Source organism: Pseudomonas sp. GW821-FHT01E05 (genome assembly GCF_059422425.1).
In genome coordinates, this window is sequence record NZ_JBWKWW010000009.1 from 98,066 (window position 1) to 119,473 (window position 21,408).

Annotated in this window: 20 protein-coding genes; 16 read left to right on the plus strand and 4 right to left on the minus strand. The window is 58.6% G+C overall.

The genetic code is table 11. The features are described 5' to 3' along the window. Positions 1 to 464: 464 nt before the first annotated feature. Positions 465 to 1,250: an outer membrane protein OmpK gene (locus AC07W5_RS20430; RefSeq protein ID WP_494993769.1), complete on the plus strand. Its 786-nt coding sequence runs from the start codon at positions 465 to 467 to the stop codon at positions 1,248 to 1,250. A 248-nt stretch (positions 1,251 to 1,498) separates the two neighbouring features. After that, positions 1,499 to 2,353, plus strand: coding sequence for a pirin family protein (locus AC07W5_RS20435; protein ID WP_495024214.1), 855 nt, complete (start codon positions 1,499 to 1,501; stop codon positions 2,351 to 2,353). Between the two features lie 67 nt (positions 2,354 to 2,420). Here AC07W5_RS20435 and AC07W5_RS20440 read toward each other — a convergent pair whose 3' ends face one another. Next, positions 2,421 to 3,593, minus strand: coding sequence for a patatin-like phospholipase family protein (locus AC07W5_RS20440; protein WP_494993767.1), 1,173 nt, complete (start codon positions 3,591 to 3,593; stop codon positions 2,421 to 2,423). Positions 3,594 to 3,632: 39 nt separating this feature from the next. Continuing rightward, positions 3,633 to 4,565, minus strand: a complete 933-nt coding sequence (locus AC07W5_RS20445) for a lipid A biosynthesis lauroyl acyltransferase (protein ID WP_494993766.1) — start codon at positions 4,563 to 4,565, stop codon at positions 3,633 to 3,635. A 121-nt stretch (positions 4,566 to 4,686) separates the two neighbouring features. Between AC07W5_RS20445 and minC the strand changes: the two genes are divergently transcribed. The 7 genes from minC (at position 4,687) to AC07W5_RS20480 (ending at position 11,574) form a co-directional block, all read left to right on the plus strand. Further along, a complete protein-coding gene (gene minC / locus AC07W5_RS20450; protein WP_495012808.1) occupies positions 4,687 to 5,421 on the plus strand; it encodes a septum site-determining protein MinC in 735 nt (244 codons plus the stop codon). A gap of 200 nt (positions 5,422 to 5,621) precedes the next feature. Then, positions 5,622 to 6,434: a septum site-determining protein MinD gene (gene minD / locus AC07W5_RS20455; protein ID WP_494993765.1), complete on the plus strand. Its 813-nt coding sequence runs from the start codon at positions 5,622 to 5,624 to the stop codon at positions 6,432 to 6,434. After that, positions 6,434 to 6,688, plus strand: a complete 255-nt coding sequence (gene minE / locus AC07W5_RS20460) for a cell division topological specificity factor MinE (RefSeq protein ID WP_007928666.1) — start codon at positions 6,434 to 6,436, stop codon at positions 6,686 to 6,688. The genes minD and minE overlap by 1 nt, the downstream gene beginning before the upstream one ends. Before the next feature lie 186 nt (positions 6,689 to 6,874). After that, on the plus strand, positions 6,875 to 7,510 hold the full coding sequence (locus tag AC07W5_RS20465) for an RluA family pseudouridine synthase (RefSeq protein WP_494993764.1): 636 nt from the start codon (positions 6,875 to 6,877) through the stop codon (positions 7,508 to 7,510). A gap of 224 nt (positions 7,511 to 7,734) precedes the next feature. Continuing rightward, on the plus strand, positions 7,735 to 9,024 hold the full coding sequence (locus tag AC07W5_RS20470) for a M18 family aminopeptidase (RefSeq protein WP_494993763.1): 1,290 nt from the start codon (positions 7,735 to 7,737) through the stop codon (positions 9,022 to 9,024). 135 nt (positions 9,025 to 9,159) lie between these two features. Further along, positions 9,160 to 9,336: a hypothetical protein gene (locus AC07W5_RS20475; RefSeq protein WP_495024215.1), complete on the plus strand. Its 177-nt coding sequence runs from the start codon at positions 9,160 to 9,162 to the stop codon at positions 9,334 to 9,336. A 78-nt stretch (positions 9,337 to 9,414) separates the two neighbouring features. Next, a complete protein-coding gene (locus AC07W5_RS20480) occupies positions 9,415 to 11,574 on the plus strand; it encodes a mechanosensitive ion channel family protein (RefSeq protein ID WP_495024216.1) in 2,160 nt (719 codons plus the stop codon). Between the two features lie 158 nt (positions 11,575 to 11,732). On the opposite strand, the gene AC07W5_RS20485 is transcribed toward AC07W5_RS20480, so the two are convergent. After that, on the minus strand, positions 11,733 to 12,446 hold the full coding sequence (locus AC07W5_RS20485) for a UTRA domain-containing protein (protein WP_494993760.1): 714 nt from the start codon (positions 12,444 to 12,446) through the stop codon (positions 11,733 to 11,735). 361 nt (positions 12,447 to 12,807) lie between these two features. Between AC07W5_RS20485 and AC07W5_RS20490 the strand changes: the two genes are divergently transcribed. From AC07W5_RS20490 to AC07W5_RS20515, 6 genes are all read left to right on the plus strand, one after another. After that, complete coding sequence (locus tag AC07W5_RS20490; protein WP_495024217.1) at positions 12,808 to 13,875, plus strand: ABC transporter substrate-binding protein; 1,068 nt, start codon at positions 12,808 to 12,810, stop codon at positions 13,873 to 13,875. A gap of 131 nt (positions 13,876 to 14,006) precedes the next feature. Beyond that, a complete protein-coding gene (locus tag AC07W5_RS20495; protein ID WP_495012769.1) occupies positions 14,007 to 14,813 on the plus strand; it encodes an alkaline phosphatase family protein in 807 nt (268 codons plus the stop codon). A 62-nt stretch (positions 14,814 to 14,875) separates the two neighbouring features. Next, on the plus strand, positions 14,876 to 15,655 hold the full coding sequence (locus tag AC07W5_RS20500; protein WP_494993859.1) for an ABC transporter permease: 780 nt from the start codon (positions 14,876 to 14,878) through the stop codon (positions 15,653 to 15,655). Further along, complete coding sequence (locus AC07W5_RS20505) at positions 15,642 to 16,442, plus strand: ABC transporter permease (RefSeq protein WP_495024218.1); 801 nt, start codon at positions 15,642 to 15,644, stop codon at positions 16,440 to 16,442. The genes AC07W5_RS20500 and AC07W5_RS20505 overlap by 14 nt, the downstream gene beginning before the upstream one ends. Then, a complete protein-coding gene (locus tag AC07W5_RS20510; protein ID WP_495024219.1) occupies positions 16,439 to 17,428 on the plus strand; it encodes an ABC transporter ATP-binding protein in 990 nt (329 codons plus the stop codon). The genes AC07W5_RS20505 and AC07W5_RS20510 overlap by 4 nt, the downstream gene beginning before the upstream one ends. 43 nt (positions 17,429 to 17,471) lie before the next feature. Further along, complete coding sequence (locus AC07W5_RS20515; RefSeq protein WP_495024220.1) at positions 17,472 to 18,125, plus strand: HAD family hydrolase; 654 nt, start codon at positions 17,472 to 17,474, stop codon at positions 18,123 to 18,125. Positions 18,126 to 18,163: 38 nt separating this feature from the next. On the opposite strand, the gene AC07W5_RS20520 is transcribed toward AC07W5_RS20515, so the two are convergent. After that, positions 18,164 to 19,126, minus strand: a complete 963-nt coding sequence (locus tag AC07W5_RS20520) for a zinc-binding dehydrogenase (protein WP_494993754.1) — start codon at positions 19,124 to 19,126, stop codon at positions 18,164 to 18,166. 138 nt (positions 19,127 to 19,264) lie between these two features. Here AC07W5_RS20520 and AC07W5_RS20525 point away from each other — a divergent pair, with 138 nt between their 5' ends. Continuing rightward, positions 19,265 to 21,346 (plus strand): carboxy terminal-processing peptidase, encoded by a 2,082-nt coding sequence (locus AC07W5_RS20525; RefSeq protein WP_494993753.1) that lies wholly within the window; start codon positions 19,265 to 19,267, stop codon positions 21,344 to 21,346. Positions 21,347 to 21,408 lie beyond the last annotated feature (62 nt).

Here is a 21,408-nt window from a genome sequence, read left to right on the forward strand (position 1 = left end):
GCCTGCGCCTTAACAATAAAAACAATCAGGGAGCAACACCATGAAACGCAAACACTCCAGCCTGCTGGTCAAGGGGCACCTCTAAGATGGCCCGCAACCGTGCCCTAATCTTGTTACAAGCGCTCTGTTACGGGGCACTTAAGCCATGCTGCGCGAGCCAGTATTCTCCGCGGCCGCCCGAATCCGCTCAAAAAAAAACTCCAGATATAAAACCTGACCAGATAGCCAGCTTATCCCGGCACCGGTTAGTCCCGAGGCATACCGAATCAAAATTGAATCAACTCTCAATCGACTGTTTCAAGGCAGCCGAGCGGGAGTTTTTTTGTTTTTTTTGCCTTGGTTCAGCTCTTGCTACCAGCAATAAAGCTGACCGATCGGATGATTTTTACAGCAACGAAAAAAGGCGCCACACCAGAGCGCCAACTTAAAAAATACGTGGAACAACCTACTTTGGGAGCAACCGAATGAAACGTACGTGCACCAGCCTGATGCTTGCCGGATCCTTGTTGGCGGGGGGGCAGGCGATGGCCGGCGATCTGCTGCAATGGCAGAACAACAGCCTGACTTACTTATGGGGCAAAGGCTTCAAGGTCAACCCTGCGATCCAGCAAACCGTCACTTTCGAACACGCCGATGCCTGGAAATATGGAGATAACTTCTTCTTTCTGGACCGGATCTTCTACAACGGTAAAAAAGACCACGATGTTGGCTCGGATACCTATTACGGCGAGTTCAGCCCACGCCTGTCATTCGGCAAGATCTTCGACCAGAAGCTGGAGTTCGGCCCGATCAAGGATGTCTTGCTGGCCATGACTTACGAGTTTGGCGAAAACGATACCGAGTCCTACCTGATTGGTCCGGGCTTCGACCTGGCGATTCCCGGCTTCGACTACTTCCAGCTGAACTTCTACCAGCGCCATCCCGAAGGCAACCGCCCGGGTAATAACGTCTGGCAGATCACTCCGGTGTGGTCCTATACCATCCCGATGGGCAAGTCGAACGTCTTGATCGACGGCTACATGGACTGGGTGGTCGACAACGACCAGACCGCCAAAGGCACCTACCACGCCAACCTGCACTTCAATCCGCAAATCAAATATGACTTGGGCAAGGCGCTGAACTGGGGCGAGAAGCAGCTGTACGTCGGTATCGAATACGACTACTGGAAGAACAAATACGGGATCGAGGACACCCCCTCCTTCACAACCAATCAGGACACCGCGAGCTTGTTGGTGAAATTTCACTTCTGATCGATAGTGCCGATCTTCCCGATGTGCCGTGACGGAAGATCAAAAGATCGCAGGCTTCGCCAGCTCCCACGGAATGTATGCAGGTTTTGTACAAGGAGCTGCCGCAGGCTGCGATCTTTTCGAGGCCATCACCCGTTCCCCTATAGATCAATCGAAAAACCAGATAACTACCCCGCAAAATTCGCAACCAATGATCAATTGGCCTGACGTAGCATGGGTCCATTCCACACTGATCAGGAGTTGCACCAATGACTCAATCTCGCAAAGTACTCAGCATTCATACCGGACAACCGGCGTCCGACGGTGCCGGGGTGAAACTGACCCGGGTCTTCGGTGGCCAGGGCGTTGAACGTTTCGATCCATTCCTGATGCTCGATGAATTTGGATCGCAAAATCCTGACGACTACATTGCCGGCTTCCCACCGCATCCCCATCGCGGTTTTGAAACCGTGACCTACATGCTGGAAGGCCGCATGCGCCACGAAGACCATCTGGGCAATGTCGGCTTGCTCGAGGGCGGTGGCGTGCAATGGATGACCGCGGCCAAGGGCATCATTCACAGTGAAATGCCGGAACAGGAAGAAGGCGTGATGCGCGGTTTCCAGCTGTGGCTGAACCTGCCGGGCAAGCACAAACTCGACACCGCCAGTTACCGGGATATTCAGCCGGCAGATATTCCACGGACAAAGACCAAAAACGGCGTCGAGGTGGTGGTGATCGCCGGTCGGTTCGATGACGGCCAGATACAGCAAGTCGGTGCGGTTGAGCGCCCGGATACCGAGCCGCATTACTTCGACATTCATCTACCGGCGGGCAGCAGCATCAGCCCTCGCCTGCCCGAGGGGCATCGTGCGCTGCTGTATGTCTACGAAGGCCAGGTGGAGCTGCCGGGGCAGGTCCAGAGCATCGGCGCCAGTAAGCTGATTCGCTTGTCCAATGAGGGCGAGTTACAGCTGAGCAGCCAGTCGGGCGCAAGGGTTCTGCTAATCGCCGGCAAGCCGCTGGACGAGCCGATCGTGCAGTACGGGCCGTTTGTGATGAACACCCGGGAAGAGATCGAGCAGGCACTGCGCGATTTTCGGGATGACCGGTTGACAGTCTGACTCAAGCTTTGCGTAGCCAGTCAGGGCTGCTATCGCGAGCAAGCTCGCGATAGCAGCAACCTAAATCTCAAGGCAACGTCGCAAACATCGGCAACCCCAGAAACCGGCATAACTGCTCGCGCTTGGCCAAGGCATCGCTGCGGCCAAGCTCGATCAGTTCGCTGCAATACCCCGCCTCGAACAGCAAATAACTGAGGACCCCGGCGCCACTGGTTTTGGTCGCACCCGGCCCGCGTAGAAACAGCCGCAAGGCCGCTGGCAGCTCTTGGCGATGGCGTGCAGCAATTTCATCAATCGGCTGGCTCGGGGCAATCACCAGCACCTCCACCGGCGTCAGCCCGAGGCTGCGGGTCGGCGTACCCGCAGGCAGCAGATGGCTGAGCTGGTTCAGACGTTGCAGCAACTCAATGTCACTCTCCAGGCTGTCAATGAAGGTACTGTTGAGCATGTGCCCGCCGATCTGCGCCAGGCTTGGCTGCTGGCCGGTGTAGGTGCGTTGCAGTGGTTGCTGTGGGTCAAAACCGCGCGGGTTGCCACTGACGCCGACCACCAGCACCCGGCTCGCCCCCAGGTGCAAGGCCGGGCTGATCGGCGCCGGCTGACGAACGGCACCGTCACCGAAATATTCCTGACCGAGTTTGACCGGAGCAAACAACAACGGGATCGCTGAGCTGGCCAGCAAGTGTTCGACCGTCAGCTGAGTCGGCACCCCAATACGTCGATGACGTAACCAGGCATCAATGGTGCCGCCGCCCTGATAGAAGGTCACCGCCTGACCAGACTCATAGCCGAAAGCCGTGATGGCCACCGCGTGCAATTGCTTTTGCCGGATGGCTTGCTCGATACCGGACAAATGAAGTTTGCGGTTCAACAAACGCCGTAACGGTGAACTGTTGATCAGCGCCACCGGCACTTGAGCGCCCACCCCCAGCAGGCTATGCCCGACAAACCGTGTGGCTTGGCTGATCACCCCTGGCCAATCGCTGCGCATCACCTGATGGCTGCGAATACCCTGCCAGAACGCCGTCAGACGCTGGATCGCGCCGCCAAAATCCATTGCCCCGCTGGCCAGGCTGACCGCGTTGATCGCTCCTGCGGACGTACCAACGATCACCGGAAACGGATTCGGCGTCCCCGCCGGCAATAACTCGGCAATCGCCGCCAACACCCCAACCTGATACGCCGCCCGAGCCCCACCGCCAGAAAGAATCAAACCTGTGACCGGTTCAGCTGAACTCATCGCAACACTCCATGGTGCCTGCAATCTAACGGCATTGCGTCAGCCACGCTTGGCATACAACTTCGGCTCACCCGGTGGCCGGCTCTTGAAGCGGCGATGGGCCCAGAGATATTGCTGCGGACATTCGCGCAGCGCACCCTCGACCCATTGATTGATCCGTAGACAATCAGCTTCTTCACTCTCTCCCGGGAATTGCGTCATCGGTGGATGGATGACCAAGCGGTAACCGCTACCGTCGGCCAGGCGTTCCTGGGTAAAGGGCACCACCAGCGCTTTGCCCAATCGAGCGAACTTGCTGGTGGCGGTGACCGTCGCCGCCTGAATGCCAAACAGCGGTACGAACAGGCTCTGCTTGGCGCCGTAGTCCTGATCCGGCGCATACCAGATCGCGCGGCCGGCACGCAGCAGTTTGAGCATACCGCGCACGTCGTCGCGCTCCACCGCCAGGGAGTCGAGGTTGTGCCGTTCACGGCCACGGCGCTGAATAAAGTCGAACAACGAGTTCTTGTGCTCGCGGTACATGCCGTCAATGGTGTGCTGTTGACCGAGCAAGGCTGCGCCGATTTCCAGCGTGGTGAAATGCAGCGCCATCAGGATCACGCCCTTGCCCTCGCGCTGGGCCTGCTTGAGGTGCTCCAGCCCTTCTACATGAGCCAGACCCGCCAGCCGCGACCTGGACCACCACCAGCTCATGGCCATTTCGAAAAAAGCGATGCCGGTGGAGGCGAAGTTTTCCTTGAGCAGGCGCTTGCGCTCGGCGGCGGACTTTTCCGGAAAACACAGTTCCAGGTTGCGCTTGGCAATGCGCCGCCGGTCAGTTGCCACCCGATACATCAACGCCCCCAAGGCGCGGCCGATCAGCAGCAGCACGGAATATGGCAACTGAACGATCAACCATAGCAGGCCGAGGCCAAACCACAGCGGCCAAAAACGCGGAAGAAAAAATGTAGTTCGAAAACGCGGGCGATCCATTACAGATTCCGGACAGACAACAAGGCCGCGCATTCTACAACGGTTCGACCCGGGTTGCGGCTAGCGGGCGTTCTCGTTATAAGTCTCGGCACTTTTAGTGACAAGCCGTTTAATGCCGACCATGACCCAAACCGAACCGCTAGACCAAGAACCTGTGTTCCAGTTGAAGGGCAGCATGCTCGCAATTACGGTGCTGGAACTGGCCCGCAATGACCTCGAAGGCCTTGACCGCCAGTTAGCGGCGAAAGTCGCCCAGGCGCCGAACTTCTTCAGCAATGCCCCGCTGGTGCTGGCCCTGGACAAACTGCCGGCCACCGAAGGCGCCGTCGACCTGCCAGGCCTGATGCGCATCTGTCGCCAACATGGCCTGCGCACGCTGGCCATCCGCGCCAGCCGGATCGAAGACATCGCCGCTGCCATTGCCGTGGATCTTCCGGTATTGCCGCCCTCCGGCGCACGGGAGCGTCCGCTCGATCCGCACGAAGGCGAGAAGAAAAAACCGGAAAAGCCGCCGGAACCGACTATCAAACCGACCAAAATCATCACCTCGCCGGTACGCGGCGGGCAGCAGATTTACGCCCAGGGTGGCGATCTGGTAGTGGTCTCCTCGGTCAGCCCCGGCGCGGAACTTCTCGCCGATGGCAATATCCATGTATACGGCCCGATGCGTGGTCGCGCCCTGGCTGGAGTCAGGGGCGACACCAGAGCCAGAATTTTTTGTCAGCAATTGAGTGCCGAACTGGTGTCGATTGCCGGCCAATACAAGGTTTCCGAAGACTTGCGCCGCGATCCACTGTGGGGCTCTGGGGTTCAGATCAGCCTGTCGGGTGACGTGTTGAACATCACTCGTCTTTAACGGATACTGCCGCATTTTCCAAGCATCTCTAAAACGTAGCGAAAACAGCTCAAACGAAGTAGGAATCGGCGCAAAGCAGTGTTTACCGCAAGTAAACCCCGCTTATTAATCGAATCCCAGCCAAGGCTGTCCGACTGCAGTAGTTTTCAAGAGATGTTTTTCAGGGGCTAAAAGTCCTTTTTCCTTAGGGGTGAAACACCTTGGCCAAGATTCTCGTGGTTACATCCGGCAAGGGTGGTGTGGGTAAGACCACCACCAGCGCCGCTATCGGTACCGGCCTCGCTTTGCGCGGTCACAAAACAGTCATCGTCGACTTCGACGTCGGTTTGCGTAACCTTGACCTGATCATGGGTTGCGAGCGCCGTGTGGTGTACGACTTCGTCAACGTGGTCAACGGTGAAGCGAACCTGCAGCAAGCGCTGATCAAGGACAAACGCCTGGAAAACCTCTACGTGCTGGCCGCAAGCCAGACGCGTGACAAAGACGCGCTGACCCAGGAAGGCGTGGAAAAAGTGCTCATGGCACTCAAGGAAGACTTCGAATTCGTAGTTTGCGATTCTCCGGCGGGCATCGAGAAAGGCGCCCACCTGGCCATGTACTTCGCCGACGAAGCGATTATCGTGACCAACCCGGAAGTGTCCTCGGTGCGTGACTCCGACCGCATGCTGGGTTTGCTGGCCAGCAAATCGCGTCGCGCCGAAAAAGGCGAAGAGCCGATCAAGGAACACCTGCTGCTGACCCGCTACAACCCCGAGCGCGTCAGCAATGGCGAAATGCTCGGCGTCGAAGACGTCAAAGATATTCTCGCGGTGACCCTGCTGGGTGTCATCCCGGAATCCCAAGCGGTACTCAAGGCTTCGAACCAGGGCGTGCCTGTGATTCTCGACGACCAAAGCGACGCCGGCAAGGCGTACAGCGATGCCGTCGACCGTCTGCTGGGCAAGACCGTGGAGCATCGTTTTCTCGATGTCACGAAGAAGGGATTCTTCGAGCGCCTGTTTGGAGGTAGATAATGAATCTTTTTGACTTCTTTCGTGCCAGCAAAAAGGTAAGTACCGCGTCGGTTGCGAAAGAGCGTCTACAGATCATCGTGGCGCACGAACGCGGCCAACGCACCACCCCGGACTACCTGCCAGCCTTGCAGAAGGAACTGGTCGAGGTGATTCGCAAGTACGTCAATATCGGGTCCGATGACGTGCATGTCGCGCTGGAAAACCAGGGCAGCTGCTCGATTCTGGAACTCAATATCACCCTGCCTGATCGTTGATCGATCCGGCTGGAGCCACGGCGACTCAGGTTCCTTCGGCCCTCTGTAGGAGCGTAGCTTGCTCGCGATGCAGGCAACTCGGTGAGTCTGGCACACCGGGTTGATGCTATCGCGAGCAAGCTACGCTCCTACAGAGGGCCGTGAGGGGCCCGAGTCGCCGTTGGCGTTTGTTACGAGGCTGTTTTAATGCCGTTGTCGAATATCCGCATCATCCATCAGGACGCCGCCGTTCTGGTGGTGGACAAGCCTACCCTGTTGCTTTCCGTGCCCGGTCGCGCCGAAGACAACAAGGACTGCCTGATCACCCGCCTGCAAGAAAACGGCTACCCGGAAGCGCGAATCGTCCATCGACTGGACTGGGAAACCTCCGGCATCATCCTGTTGGCCCGCGACGCTGACACTCACCGCGAGCTGTCTCGACAGTTTCACGACCGCGAAACCGAAAAAGCCTACACCGCGCTCTGCTGGGGCCAACCGGAACTGGACAGCGGTAGCATCGACTTGCCGCTGCGCTACGACCCACCGACCAAACCGCGACATGTGGTGGACCACGAGTTCGGCAAAAACGCCCTGACCTTCTGGCGTGTGCTGGAACGCTGTGGCGACTGGTGCCGGGTTGAACTGACCCCCATCACCGGCCGTTCACACCAATTGCGTGTGCACATGCTCTCCATCGGCCACCCGCTACTGGGCGACGGGCTCTATGCCCATCCACAAGCATTGGCCGCCTGGCCGCGGTTGTGCCTGCACGCAAGCATGCTCAGCTTCACTCATCCGCAAAGCGGCGAGCGCTTGCGCTTCGAGTGCCCGGCACCGTTCTGAGCCTGACGCCCCCCCCTGTAGCAGCTGCCGAAGGCTGCGTCCGGCTGCGTCCGGCTTCGAAGCAGTCGTAACAGGCGCGATTGCGATGTGTCTGGATAACCGCGAGCGCTGGATTACGACTGCTTCGCAGCCGGACGTAGCCTTCGGCAACTGCTACAGGAGCGTGCCGCGCCAAATCTGCAGTCAATACGGTAAACTTGCGCCACTGCTGTCTGGAGTTACTTATGCGCGAAGAGTTGAACCAAGGCCTGATCGACTTTCTCAAGGCCTCCCCTACCCCGTTTCATGCCACCGCCAGTCTCGTTCAGCGTCTGGAAGCGGCAGGTTATCAGCGCCTTGATGAGCGTGAGCCCTGGACCACCGAAACCAATGGTCGCTACTACGTCACCCGCAACGACTCCTCTATCGTCGCCTTCAAGCTCGGCCGACACTCACCGCTGCACGGCGGTATCCGCCTGGTGGGCGCACACACCGACAGCCCGTGCCTGCGGGTCAAACCGCAACCCGAGCTGCAACGCCAGGGCTTCTGGCAACTGGGCGTAGAAGTTTATGGTGGCGCACTACTCGCACCGTGGTTCGACCGCGACCTGTCCCTGGCCGGGCGCGTGACCTTCCGTCGTGACGGCAAGGTCGAGAGTCAGCTGATCGACTTCAAACTACCGATTGCCACCATTCCCAACCTCGCCATCCACCTCAATCGCGAAGCCAACATGGGCTGGGCAATCAATGCCCAAACCGAACTGCCGCCGATCCTCGCGCAGTTTGCCGGCGATGAGCGGGTGGACTTCCGCGCGGTATTGACCGACCAGCTTGCTCGAGAACATGGCCTGAACGCCGACGTGGTGCTCGATTACGAGCTGAGCTTCTACGACACTCAAAGCGCCGCGATCATTGGCCTGCATGGCGATTTCATCGCCGGCGCGCGCCTGGACAACCTGCTGTCGTGCTACGCCGGTCTACAAGCGTTACTCACTGCCGAGACAGACGAAACCTGCGTGCTGGTGTGCAACGATCACGAAGAAGTCGGTTCCTGCTCCGCCTGTGGCGCCGATGGCCCGATGCTTGAGCAAACCTTGCGCCGTCTGTTGCCCGAGGGTGACGAGTTCGTACGGACCATTCAGAAGTCACTGCTGGTCTCGGCCGACAACGCCCACGGCGTGCATCCCAACTACGCCGACAAACACGACGCCAACCACGGCCCGAAACTCAATGCCGGTCCGGTGATCAAGGTCAACAGCAACCAGCGCTACGCCACCAACAGCGAAACCGCAGGCTTCTTCCGCCACCTATGCATGGCCGAAGAAGTGCCGGTACAAAGCTTCGTGGTGCGCAGCGACATGGGCTGCGGCTCGACCATCGGCCCGATCACCGCCAGCCACCTCGGCGTACGCACCGTGGACATCGGCCTGCCGACCTTCGCCATGCACTCGATCCGCGAACTGTGCGGCAGCCACGACCTCGCACACCTGGTGAAAGTACTCAGCGCGTTCTACGCCAGCCGCGATTTGCCATAAGCCTGCATTTTGGGGGGCAATCGGGATCCCTTCCGGGCACCACGATCCCCCTGATTTCGTTTCTGATAGACATCAATCCGGATTGTGCAAAAGCCACCTAGACTTATGCCAATCCCCTCTGACAAGGCTGTCGCCATGTTTTCGATGTCTGCGTTCCACGCCATGCTTATTCCGATCCTGGCAGGCATGGTCCTGTTGGCCGTCGGTTTCAACTTCCGCGATAAAAACGCTGGCGTCTTCAGTATGTGGATCGGCATGTTGCTGATTCTCGCCACCGTGCTTTACAAGATCCTCGCCAAACTCGCCGAATAAATGCGCTCGCTGCGCTCGCATTGATTTTAAGTGACTCGTACACTCGGTCGACCCGCACTTCTCGAGGTTGACTGCCTAGTGTTCGCTCGTCTTTTTGCCCTGCCCTCCTGCTTCCTCATCTGTCTGTTGATGCTGCTTCCCATCGTTCCGGTTCAGGCTGTCGGTCTGCCGAGCCTGCTCCACAGCACGGCGAATCCCCAGCAGCAAGCGCAGGAACCCCTTGGGCAATCGCTGGACGAAGTGATCAAGTCGCTGGAAAACGATCAGCAACGCGCAAAACTGCTGACCGACCTGAAGAAACTCCGCGACACCACCAAAAAGGCCCAGCCCGTTACCGAAGAAGGCGTACTCGGGTTGATCGGCGGCACGCTGGCCAGTTTCGAAAAGCAGTTCTCAGGCGCTGACAGCCCCCTGTCCCGATGGTCAGAAGAGTTCGATCTGGCCAAGGATGAACTGTCCGAACTGATGCTGCCGGCCAGTGAGTGGCTGCCAATCATCTTCGCCTTCGCCTTGATTCTGATGCTCTGGAGCCTCCTGGCGGCCGCGCTGATCTGGCTCAGTCATCGGGTGCGCCTGCGCTTCGGTCTCACCGAAGAGTTGCCGCAACACCCCAAGACCTGGGACATGCTGCGCTTTGCCCTGCGCAAACTCGGCCCGTGGATGATCGCGCTGTTGATCACCGTCTATATGAGCTATTCCCTGCCCTCATCATTAGGCAAAGACCTGGCGATGGTGCTGGCCTACGCACTGGTGGTCGGCACCTGTTTCTCGGCGGTCTGCGTGGTGGCATTTTCCGTGCTCGACGGCCCGCACCGTCATCGCGCCCTGTACATCCTTCGGCATCAGGCCTTTCGCCCGTTGTGGCTGATCGGCAGCTTTGCTGCCTTCGGTGAAGCCCTGAACGACCCGCGCCTGGTGGCCAGCCTCGGCAGCCATCTGGCGCACACCGCCGCGACCTTTGCCAATGTGCTGGCAGCGCTGTCCACCGGCATGTTCATCCTGCGTTTCCGTCGGCCGATCGCACATTTGATCCGCAACCAGCCGTTGTCACGGCGCCTGACCCGTCGCGCCCTGAGCGACACCATCGAAATTCTCGGGACCTTCTGGTACTTGCCCGCGCTGGTGTTGGTGGCAATCTCGCTGTTCGCCACGTTCGTGTCGGCCGGCGATACCAGCACCGCATTGCGCCAATCGCTGATCTGCACAGTGTTGCTGGTGCTGTGCATGGTGATCAACGGACTGGTACGCCGCCATGCGCTCAAACCCCAGCGCGGGCTCAAACGCCATGCCCTGTATTCGGACCGTCTGAAAAACTTCTTCTATACCCTCGCGCACCTGGTGGTGTGGCTGGCGTTCATTGAACTCGGGCTGCGGGTCTGGGGGATGTCACTGATCCGCTTTACCGAAGGCGAAGGCCACGAAATCAGCGTCAAACTGTTCAGCCTCGGCGGCACGCTGATCTTCGCCTGGCTGATCTGGATTCTCAGCGACACCGCCGTGCATCACGCGCTGACCCGCTCGCGCAAAGGCCAGGCCAATGCCCGCGCGCAAACCATGATGCCGCTGATCCGTAACGTGCTGTTCGTGGCTATTTTCATCATTGCGCTGATCGTCGCCCTGGCGAACATGGGCATGAACGTCACGCCACTGCTGGCCGGTGCCGGTGTGATCGGTCTGGCCATCGGTTTCGGTGCCCAGTCGCTGGTCGCCGACCTGATCACCGGGCTGTTCATCATCATCGAAGACTCGCTGGCCATCGACGACTATGTGGATGTTGGCGGCCACCTGGGTACGGTCGAGGGCCTGACCATCCGCACCGTGCGCCTGCGGGACATCGACGGTATCGTCCACACGATTCCGTTCAGCGAAATCAAAAGCATCAAGAACTACTCGCGGGAGTTCGGCTACGCGATCTTCAGGGTAGCCGTTCCCTATAACATGGAAATCGACGACGCGATCAAACTGATGCGCGAAGTGGGTCAGAAAATGCGCACTGACCCGTTGCAACGCAGGGACATCTGGTCACCGCTGGAAATTCAGGGCGTAGAAAGCTTCGAGTCAGGCAGCGCGATTTTGCGGGCGCGCTTCAAGACCGCACCGATCAAGCAATGGGAAGTATCCCGAGCGTTCAACCTGTCGCTCAAGCGACATCTGGATGAAGCGGGGCTGGATCTGGCGACACCGCGCATGAGTGTGCAGGTTGTGACGCCGGGGGGTGGTGGGATGGAGAAGGAGTGAGGCTGTCGGGCGCCAGTCTGGACCTGCGTTGACGGTGTACATGTGCGTTTCAGCGGCAATGGATATGTACACCATCAAGAAATAGGCTGACTGTCAGGCCGTCATCGCGAGCAAGCTCGGCTCCTACAAGGGAAGGGATCTGTAGCCGGCGGGGCGCTTTACACCACGTCCACCCCGACATGAATCGCATCATGTCGCCAAAACTCCAGATCGCAATCGATCAGCCTTCCGTGCTGATCATAATTGACCCGGGCAATCCGCAGCCCGGGACTGCCCACCGAAACCTTCAACGCCGCCGCCGCATCCACCTGCAACGAAGTCGGAACGATCTCAAAACGCACCCGCCCGTAATGCAAATCGTAATGCCGCGCATAGAGCTCAGTGATCGACTGATTCAGGTCGAAATCAAGAATCTTCGGAAAATACTGCGGATTGAGGTAGTGCTCGACATATAGCACCAGGCGCTCATCGATACGTCGCGCGCGGCAGATCTGGATCACACTCGATAACGCCGGTAACTGCAGCCAGGCACAGACCGCCGCCGACGCGGGTTGCAAACGCGCCGAAATCACTTCGGTGGACGGCACCCGGCCCTGGGCGCTGACCATGGCGTGGAAGTGACTGCGCTGCATCAGGTTGTAGGCCAGGCGTGGCGGTGAGACAAACCAGCCGCGGCGCTCCTCACGGTAAATCTGTCCTTGCGCCTCCAATTGTAACAACGCCTCACGCACGGTGATTCGCGTGGTACCAAACAACTCGCTGAGTTTGCGCTCGGCCGGCAGTTTGACGCCGGGCGGCAACAGACCGTGTTCGATCTGTTCCTGCAAAACCTGCCCAATGGCTGTCACCGCTTTGGTTGCCTCTTCACGCATCAACGTTACCTATCTGGACTAGGCCAGCACTGTTTATGGGCAGAACCGCGCTTCAAATCGGCTCCTTCAACTCTATGCAAGCCTAGGCAATGCACATGACTGCCAGATGACAAAGCCGCCCAACGGTTGATCCAGACACCTGCAATTTAATAGCCAAGTCCTTTCAGATCAGCCTTTTAGCCATGGTCTACGCTTATCTCGCAGCGTCCACACAAGAGCTTCATAAATGCTTGCAGGCGAGATACCGACATCAAAGTGTCATCCCGCCCGCTTAAATTGGCTCAGGTATTGCTGACCTAGACCAACCAACCCCAAGACTGTAGCTAAAACGCAGCGTTGAAAACGCCCAAAGGAGCTTCGGATGAAACAGCTTTTCCTGGCATCACTGTTAGGCTCGACCATTGCCATGTGCACCTGTGCCATGGCAGCTAATACCGATTTAAAAGCCCTGGAAGCCGCTGCGAAAGCAGAAGGCGCGGTCAATAGCGTTGGCATGCCCGATGACTGGGCCAACTGGAAAGGTACCTGGGAAGACCTGGCCAAAAACTACGGCCTCAAGCACATCGACACCGACATGAGCTCGGCCCAGGAAGTGGCCAAGTTCGCCGCCGAAAAAGACAATGCCAGTGCTGACATCGGCGACGTCGGTGCCGCCTTCGGCCCGATCGCGGTCAAGCAAGGCGTGGTTCAACCGTACAAACCAAGCTCCTGGGCGCAGGTTCCGGACTGGGCGAAAGACAAGGACGGTAATTGGGCGCTGGCCTATACCGGCACCATCGCGTTCATCATCAACAAAAAACTGCTGCACGGTTCCGAAGCGCCAAAAAGCTGGGCTGACCTGGAGAAGGGTAAATACAAGGTTTCCATCGGTGACGTAAGCACCGCTGCCCAGGCGGCCAACGGCGTGCTGGCTGCGGCCATCTCCAAAGGTGGCAATGAAAAGAACATCCAACCGGCACTGTTGATGTTCGCCGAAATCGCCAAGCAAGGTCGCCTGTCGCTGGCCAACCCGACGATTTCCACCATGGAAAAAGGTGAAGTCGAAGTCGGTGTGGTCTGGGACTTCAACGGCCTGAGCTACCGCGACAAGATGGTCAACAAGGACGATTACGAAGTGCTGATCCCTTCCGATGGCTCGGTGATTTCCGGCTACACCACCATCATCAACAAATACGCTCAGCACCCGAACGCCGCCAAACTGGCTCGCGAGTACATTTTCAGCGATGCCGGCCAAATCAATCTGGCTCGCGGTAATGCACGTCCGATCCGTGCCGAGCACTTGACCCTGCCGGCTGACGTAAAGGCCAAACTACTGCCCAATGAACAGTACAAAAACGTGACACCAATCAAAGATGCCGATGCCTGGGAAAAGACCTCCAAGGCTCTGCCGCAGAAGTGGCAGGAAGAAGTCATCATCAATATGCAGTAATGCTGCATCTGTAGGAGCGAGGCTCGCCCGCGATGCAGACAACCCGGTCTGTCTGGCCACCGCGGTGATTGCATCGCGGGCGAGCCTCGCTCCTACAGATATTTCTCCTATTTTTGCGGAGTCCTCGCCCAATGAAGCACAACGTCATCCTTGTGGTGCTCGACGGCCTGAACTACGAGGTCGCGCGGCATGCCATGGGGCATTTGCAGGCCTACGTAAACGCCAGACGTGCCGCACTCTACAAACTCGAGTGCGAACTGCCGGCACTGTCCCGACCGCTCTACGAATGCATTCTTACTGGCGTTACGCCGATCGACAGCGGCATCGTCCACAACAACGTGTCGCGCCTGTCCAACCAACGCAGCGTGTTCCACTACGCCACCGCCGCCGGGCTCAGCACCGCCGCTGCGGCCTACCACTGGGTGAGCGAGCTGTATAACCGTTCGCCGTTCATGGCTGCCCGCGACCGCCACACCGACAACGCTGACCTGCCGATCCAGCACGCGCATTTCTACTGGTCCGATCACTACCCGGATTCACACCTGTTCGCCGACGCCGAGAACCTGCGTCTGCGCCATGCGCCGAACTTTCTGCTGGTTCACCCCATGAACATTGACGACGCCGGGCACAAACACGGCCTCGATACCCCGCAATACCGCAACAGCGCGCGCTCGGCCGACATCATCCTTGCCGACTACCTGCAAGGCTGGCTCGACGCCGGATATCAAGTGCTGGTAACTGCCGACCATGGCATGAACAACGACCGCTCGCACAACGGCCTGCTCACCGAGGAGCGGGAAGTGCCGCTGTTCGTCCTCGGCGATGCTTTCAGTCTTGATCGCAATGCTGCGCCGAAACAGACCGAGCTCTGCGGCACCATCTGCGAGTTGCTGGGCGTTGCCCACGACAAACCTGTCTGCCGGGAGCTGTTGAAGTGAATTCAATCACTCGAGGCAAATGGCTGGCGGCGCTCTGCCTGGCTCCTTTCGCCCTGTTCTTTATGGTGTTCCAGATTGCCCCGCTGTGTTGGGTAATGATCCACAGCGTGCAATCGGAGGAGTTCGGTTGGGGCCTGGCCAATTTCAGCAGGATCTTCAATTCGAAGTTCTATTTGCAGGCGATTCAATACAGCCTGGAGATCAGCTTCTGGTCCAGCGTGTTCGGGATCATCATCGCCGTGCTGGGCAGCTATTCGCTGCGCCGGGTCGACTCGCGACTGCGCAACTTCGTCAATGCATTCGCCAATATGACCAGCAACTTTGCCGGCGTCCCGCTGGCTTTCGCCTTCATCATCCTGCTGGGTTTCAACGGCACGTTCACCATCATGCTCAAGCAGGCCGGAATCATTCAGGACTTCAACCTGTACTCCAAGACCGGGCTGATCATTCTTTACACCTACTTCCAGATCCCCCTCGGCGTGCTGCTGCTCTACCCGGCCTTCGACGCCCTGCGCGAAGACTGGCGCGAGTCCGCCGCGCTTCTCGGTGCCAGCGGCTGGCAGTTCTGGCGGCACATCGGCTTGCCGGTGCTGACCCCGGCACTGCTCGGGACCTTCGTCATCCTGCTGGCCAATGCCCTCGGTGCCTACGCCACGGTGTACGCCCTGACCACCGGCAACTTCAACGTGCTGCCGATCCGGATCGCCGCGATGGTCTCCGGCGACATTTCGCTGGACCCGAACATGGCCAGCGCCCTGGCTGTGGTGCTGGTAGCGCTGATGACGCTGGTCACCGTCGTGCACCAGTTACTATTGAAGAGGAGCTACCATGTCACGCGCTGAAACCGGCTCAGTCGTCCTCTACCACCGACTCGTGGTTTATCTGCTGTTTGCGATTCTGCTGCTGCCGCTCGCCGGAACACTGATCTACTCGATCGCCAGCAATTGGTCGGCAACCATTCTTCCCAGTGGATTTACGATCAAATGGTATGTCCAGCTATGGAGCGACCCGCGCTTTCTCAATGCCTTCGGCCAGTCGTTGCTGGTCTGTGTCGGCGCTCTGGTGCTGTCAGTGGTGCTGATTCTGCCGCTGCTGTTCGTGGTGCATTACCACTTCCCCAAGCTCGATGCGCTGATGAACATCCTGATCCTGCTGCCGTTCGCAGTACCGCCAGTGGTGTCCTCGGTGGGGCTGTTGCAGCTCTATGGTTCCGGGCCGTTCGCAATGGTCGGCACGCCCTGGATTCTGGTCGGTTGCTACTTCACCGTGGCACTGCCGTTCATGTACCGGGCGATCACCAACAACCTGCAAGCGATCAACCTGCGCGACCTGATGGACGCTGCCCAACTGCTTGGCGCCAGCACCTGGCAGGCGGCATTCCTGGTGGTGCTGCCAAACCTGCGCAAGGGCTTGATGGTGGCGTTGTTGCTGTCCTTCTCGTTTCTGTTCGGTGAGTTCGTGTTCGCCAACATCCTCGTCGGCACCCGCTATGAAACCCTGCAGGTCTACCTGAACAACATGCGCAACAGCAGCGGCCACTTCACCAGCGCGCTGGTGATTTCCTACTTTTTCTTTGTGCTGGTTCTGACCTGGGCTGCCAATATCTTGAACAAGGACAAAAGCCAATGAGCTTCGTCAGCGTCCAACACCTGAAAAAAAACTACGCCGGCACCACAGTGTTCAGCGACATCAACTGCGAAATCCAGAAGGGCGAATTCGTCACCCTGCTCGGCCCCTCGGGCTGCGGCAAATCCACCCTGCTGCGCTGTATCGCCGGACTGACCTCGGTGGACAGCGGCAAGATTCTCCTTGACGGCCAGGACCTCGTCCCGCTGAGCCCGCAAAAACGCGGCATTGGCATGGTGTTCCAGAGCTATGCGCTGTTCCCCAACATGACCGTGGAGCAGAACGTCGCGTTCGGCTTGCGGATGCAAAAGGTCAATGCCGAGGACAGTCGCAAGCGTGTGCTTGAGGTGCTGCAACTGGTGGAGCTGAACGACTTCGCCGCACGCTATCCGCATCAGCTTTCCGGCGGTCAATGCCAACGGGTGGCCCTGGCCCGCTCGCTGGTGACCCGGCCACGCCTGTTGCTGCTGGATGAGCCACTGTCGGCGCTGGATGCACGGATTCGCAAACACCTTCGCGAACAGATCCGTCAGATCCAGCGCGAGCTGGGGCTGACCACCATATTCGTCACCCATGATCAGGAAGAAGCGCTGATCATGTCTGACCGGATCTTCCTGATGAACCAGGGCAAGATCGTCCAGAGCGGTGACGCGGAAACCCTCTACACCGCACCAGTGGACGTATTTGCCGCGGGGTTTATCGGCAACTACAACCTGCTCGATGCCGACAGCGCCAGCAAGTTGCTGCAACGCCCGATCACCGGTCGCATCGCCATTCGTCCGGAAGCCATCGAACTGAGCCTGAACGGTGAGCTCGACGCCCAGATTCGCAGCCACAGCCTGTTGGGCAACGTGATTCGTTACCGCGTCGTAGCTCGTGGCGTGGAATTGGTGGTCGACGTATTGAACCGCTCGGCGGCTGATTTGCATGCCGACGGTCAACGCCTGGCGCTTTCCATCGATCCGACGGCCCTGTGTGAGGTAGCCTGATGCTCTTGATGGGCCTGATTATTTTGAAGAGAGAGCTGCGCTAATGGCTTTGGCAATTTTTGATCTGGACGAAACCCTGATCCATGGCGACTGCGCCACCTTGTGGAGCGAACAGATGGGCCGCCTTGGCTGGGTCGACGGCGAGTCCTTCATGCGTCGCAACAACGAGCTGATGGACGCCTACAGCCACGGCAAACTGAACATGGAAGACTACATGGCCTTCAGCCTGGAGCCGATTGCCGGACGTACTCCGCAAGAAGTTGAGCATTTGGTGGCACCGTGGGTCGAGGACGTAATCGAGCCCATCATTTTCAGCGATGCCTGCAAAGCCATCGCCGCACACCGCAAGGCTGGCGACCGGATCCTGGTGATCTCGGCCTCTGGCACGCACCTGGTCAAACCCATTGCCGAGCGTCTGGGCGTTGACGAAATATTGGGGATCGAGCTGGAAGTGACCCATGGGGTCTATAGCGGCAACACCGTCGGCACCCTGACCTACCGCGAAGGCAAGATCACCCGCTTGCTGGAGTGGCTGGACACCGAAGGCGAAAACCTCGAAGGCGCGAGTTTCTACTCAGACTCACGCAATGACCTGCCGTTGTTGCTGAAAGTCGACTTCCCACATGTGGTCAACCCGGATCCCGTGCTGCAGGAGCACGCAGAGAAAGCCGGATGGCCAATCCATCTCTGGAAGTAACCCATGATCGCTCCCATGCTCCGCGTGGGAACGATCTGTCAGACCAGGCTTTCGTCAATCACCAACACCAACTTGCCCGACACCTTGTTGGTCGCCAGTTCGGCAAACGCGGCTTCAGCATCCCTGATCGCAAAGGTCTTGGCCAGTTGCGGGCTCAACCGCCCTTCGGCGAACAGCGGCCAGACGTGCTGACTCAGATCGCTGAACAGATCGGCCTTGAATTGCTCGTCCCGACTGCGCAGGGTCGAACCCAGTAGCTGCACCCGCTTGGCCAACACCTGCGCCAGGTCCAACTGCGCTTCACGCCCGCCCATCAGACCGATCAACACCCAGCGGCCATCGCGCGCCAGCAGTTTCACGTTCAGCGCGGCATAGTTGGCCCCCACAGGATCGAGGATGACGTCAAACGGGCCGAACTCATTCAAACTTTCCAGACCATCGGTACGGACCACTCCGCCCTGTGCGCCCAAAGCCTCGCAGTAGGCCAGACGATCCGCCGAACCGACACTGACCCAGCACGGGTTGCCAAATGCCTTGCACAGTTGAATAGCCGCCGACCCAACGCCGCTGGCACCCGCGTGCAACAGCACTTTTTCACCGGGCTTGAGCGCTGCCAGCTGAAACAGGTTCAGCCACGCGGTGCTGTAGACCTCGGGCAGTGCGGCCGCTTCAGTCAGCGACAGACCTTGCGGCACAGGCAACACATGACGGCCATCGACCACCACTTCTTGCGCCATCCCACCACCGGCCAGCAGCGCGCAGACGCGATCACCCACTTGCCAGGGCGAACCCGCCCCCACCTCGCTGATCACCCCGGAACACTCCAGCCCCAGCACTTGACTGGCACCAGGCGGCGCGGGATAGAGTCCTGCGCGCTGTAACAGATCGGCCCTGTTCAAGCCCGCAGCCGCTACTCGAATACGAACTTGCCCTACGTCACACGTCGGACTCGGCTCTTCAACCCATACCACTCGACCTTCAACGCCTTGCAATGCTTTCACAGTGCCTCCATAGTGAGTCTGGACTGAGCCCGTTGCTGTAGCGTCGGGCTTTTTGCATTATGCGACCGGTTCCTGCGGAACCGGCGACTTCAAAGACGGCCTAATATGCGTGATCAATTGTCCCCGCGTCGAATCAGCATGAAGCATTTGTTCCCCAGCACCGCCCTAGCTCTCTTCATTGGTCTCGGCCTTATGCAGCTGTCGACCAATACGTTCGCAGCCAATAGCTGGGACAATCTTCAGCCCGATCGTGACGAGGTGATTGCCAGCCTTAACGTCGTCGAGTTGCTCAAGCGTCACCATTACAGCAAGCCGCCTCTCGATGACGCGCGCTCTGTGATCATCTATGAAAGCTACCTGAAGCTGCTGGATCCGTCGCGCAGTTACTTTCTCGCCAGCGATATTGCCGAATTCGACAAATGGAAAACCCAATTTGACGACTTCCTCAAGAGCGGCGACCTGAATGCCGGGTTCACCATCTACAAGCGTTATCTGGACCGCGTCAAAGCGCGTCTGGACTTCGCCCTGCTTGAACTGAACAAAGGCGTCGACAAATTCGACTTCACCACCAACGAGTCGTTGCTGATCGATCGCAAGGACGCTCCTTGGCTCAAGACCACCGCAGAACTCGACGACCTGTGGCGCAAACGCGTCAAGGATGAAGTGCTGCGCCTGAAAATCGCCGGCAAAGATACCAAGGCTATTCAAGAGCTGCTGACCAAGCGCTACAAGAATCAGCTGGTGCGACTGGATCAAACCCGTCCTGAAGATATCTTCCAGGCATACATCAACACCTTCGCCATGTCCTACGACCCGCACACCAACTATCTGTCGCCAGATAACGCGGAGAACTTCGACATCAACATGAGCCTGTCGCTGGAAGGCATCGGCGCTGTGTTGCAGAGCGACAATGACCAGGTAAAAGTCGTGCGCCTGGTGCCGGCAGGCCCGGCGGACAAAACCAAGCAAGTCGCACCGGCGGACAAGATCGTCGGCGTTGCCCAGGGCGACAAGGAAATGGTCGATGTGGTCGGCTGGCGTCTGGATGAAGTGGTCAAACTGATCCGCGGACCGAAAGGCTCGGTGGTGCGTCTGGAAGTGATTCCGGCCAGCAATGCACCGAATGACCAGACCAGCAAGATTGTCGCTATCACTCGCGAAGCGGTGAAACTGGAAGAGCAGGCGGCGAAAAAGTCGATTCTCAACCTGAAACAGGATGGCAAGGACTACAAGCTCGGGATTATTGAAATTCCGGCCTTCTACCTTGACTTCAAAGCCTTCCGCGCCGGTGACCCGGATTACAAGAGCACCACCCGCGACGTGAAGAAACTGTTGACCGAACTGCAAAAAGACAAAGTCGATGGCGTGGTCATCGACCTGCGTAACAACGGCGGCGGCTCGTTGCAGGAGGCCACCGAGCTGACCAGTCTGTTCATCGACAAAGGTCCGACCGTGCTGGTGCGTAATGCCGATGGCCGGGTCGACGTACTTGAAGATGAAAACCCTGGCGCGTTCTACAAAGGCCCGATGGCCTTGCTGGTCAACCGTCTCTCGGCTTCCGCCTCGGAGATTTTTGCCGGCGCCATGCAGGACTACCACCGCGCGCTGATCATCGGCGGCCAGACCTTCGGTAAAGGCACCGTGCAGACTATCCAGCCGCTCAATCATGGCGAGCTGAAACTGACGCTGGCCAAGTTCTACCGGGTTTCCGGGCAGAGCACCCAGCATCAGGGCGTGCTGCCGGATGTCGACTTCCCGTCGATCATCGACACCAAGGAAATCGGCGAAAGCGCCCTGCCTGAAGCCATGCCGTGGGACACCATTCGTCCGGCGATCAAACCGGCGCTCGATCCGTTCAAACCGTATCTGACGCAGTTGAAATCCGAGCATAACGCACGCTCGGCCAAGGACGCGGAATTCGTGTTCATCCGCGACAAACTGGCCCTGGCCCAGAAGCTGATGACCGAGAAAACCGTCAGCCTCAACGAAGCCGAGCGCCGCGCGCAGCACGCTGATATCGAAGCCAAGCAGCTTGCAATGGAAAATATCCGTCGCAAGGCCAAGGGTGAAGAGCAGCTCAAAGAGCTGAAGAAAGAAGACGAAGAAGCAATCGCGGCCGAGCCGGACAAGACCAAACCGGAAGACGATGCCTACCTGAGCGAAACCGGGCGGATTCTGCTGGATTACTTGAAGCTCAACACTGCGGTAGCGAAACACTGACAATGATGGCAATTTAATCTAGACGTTCCGCGAATCGTCATCAAATAGTCATCATTCTGTCG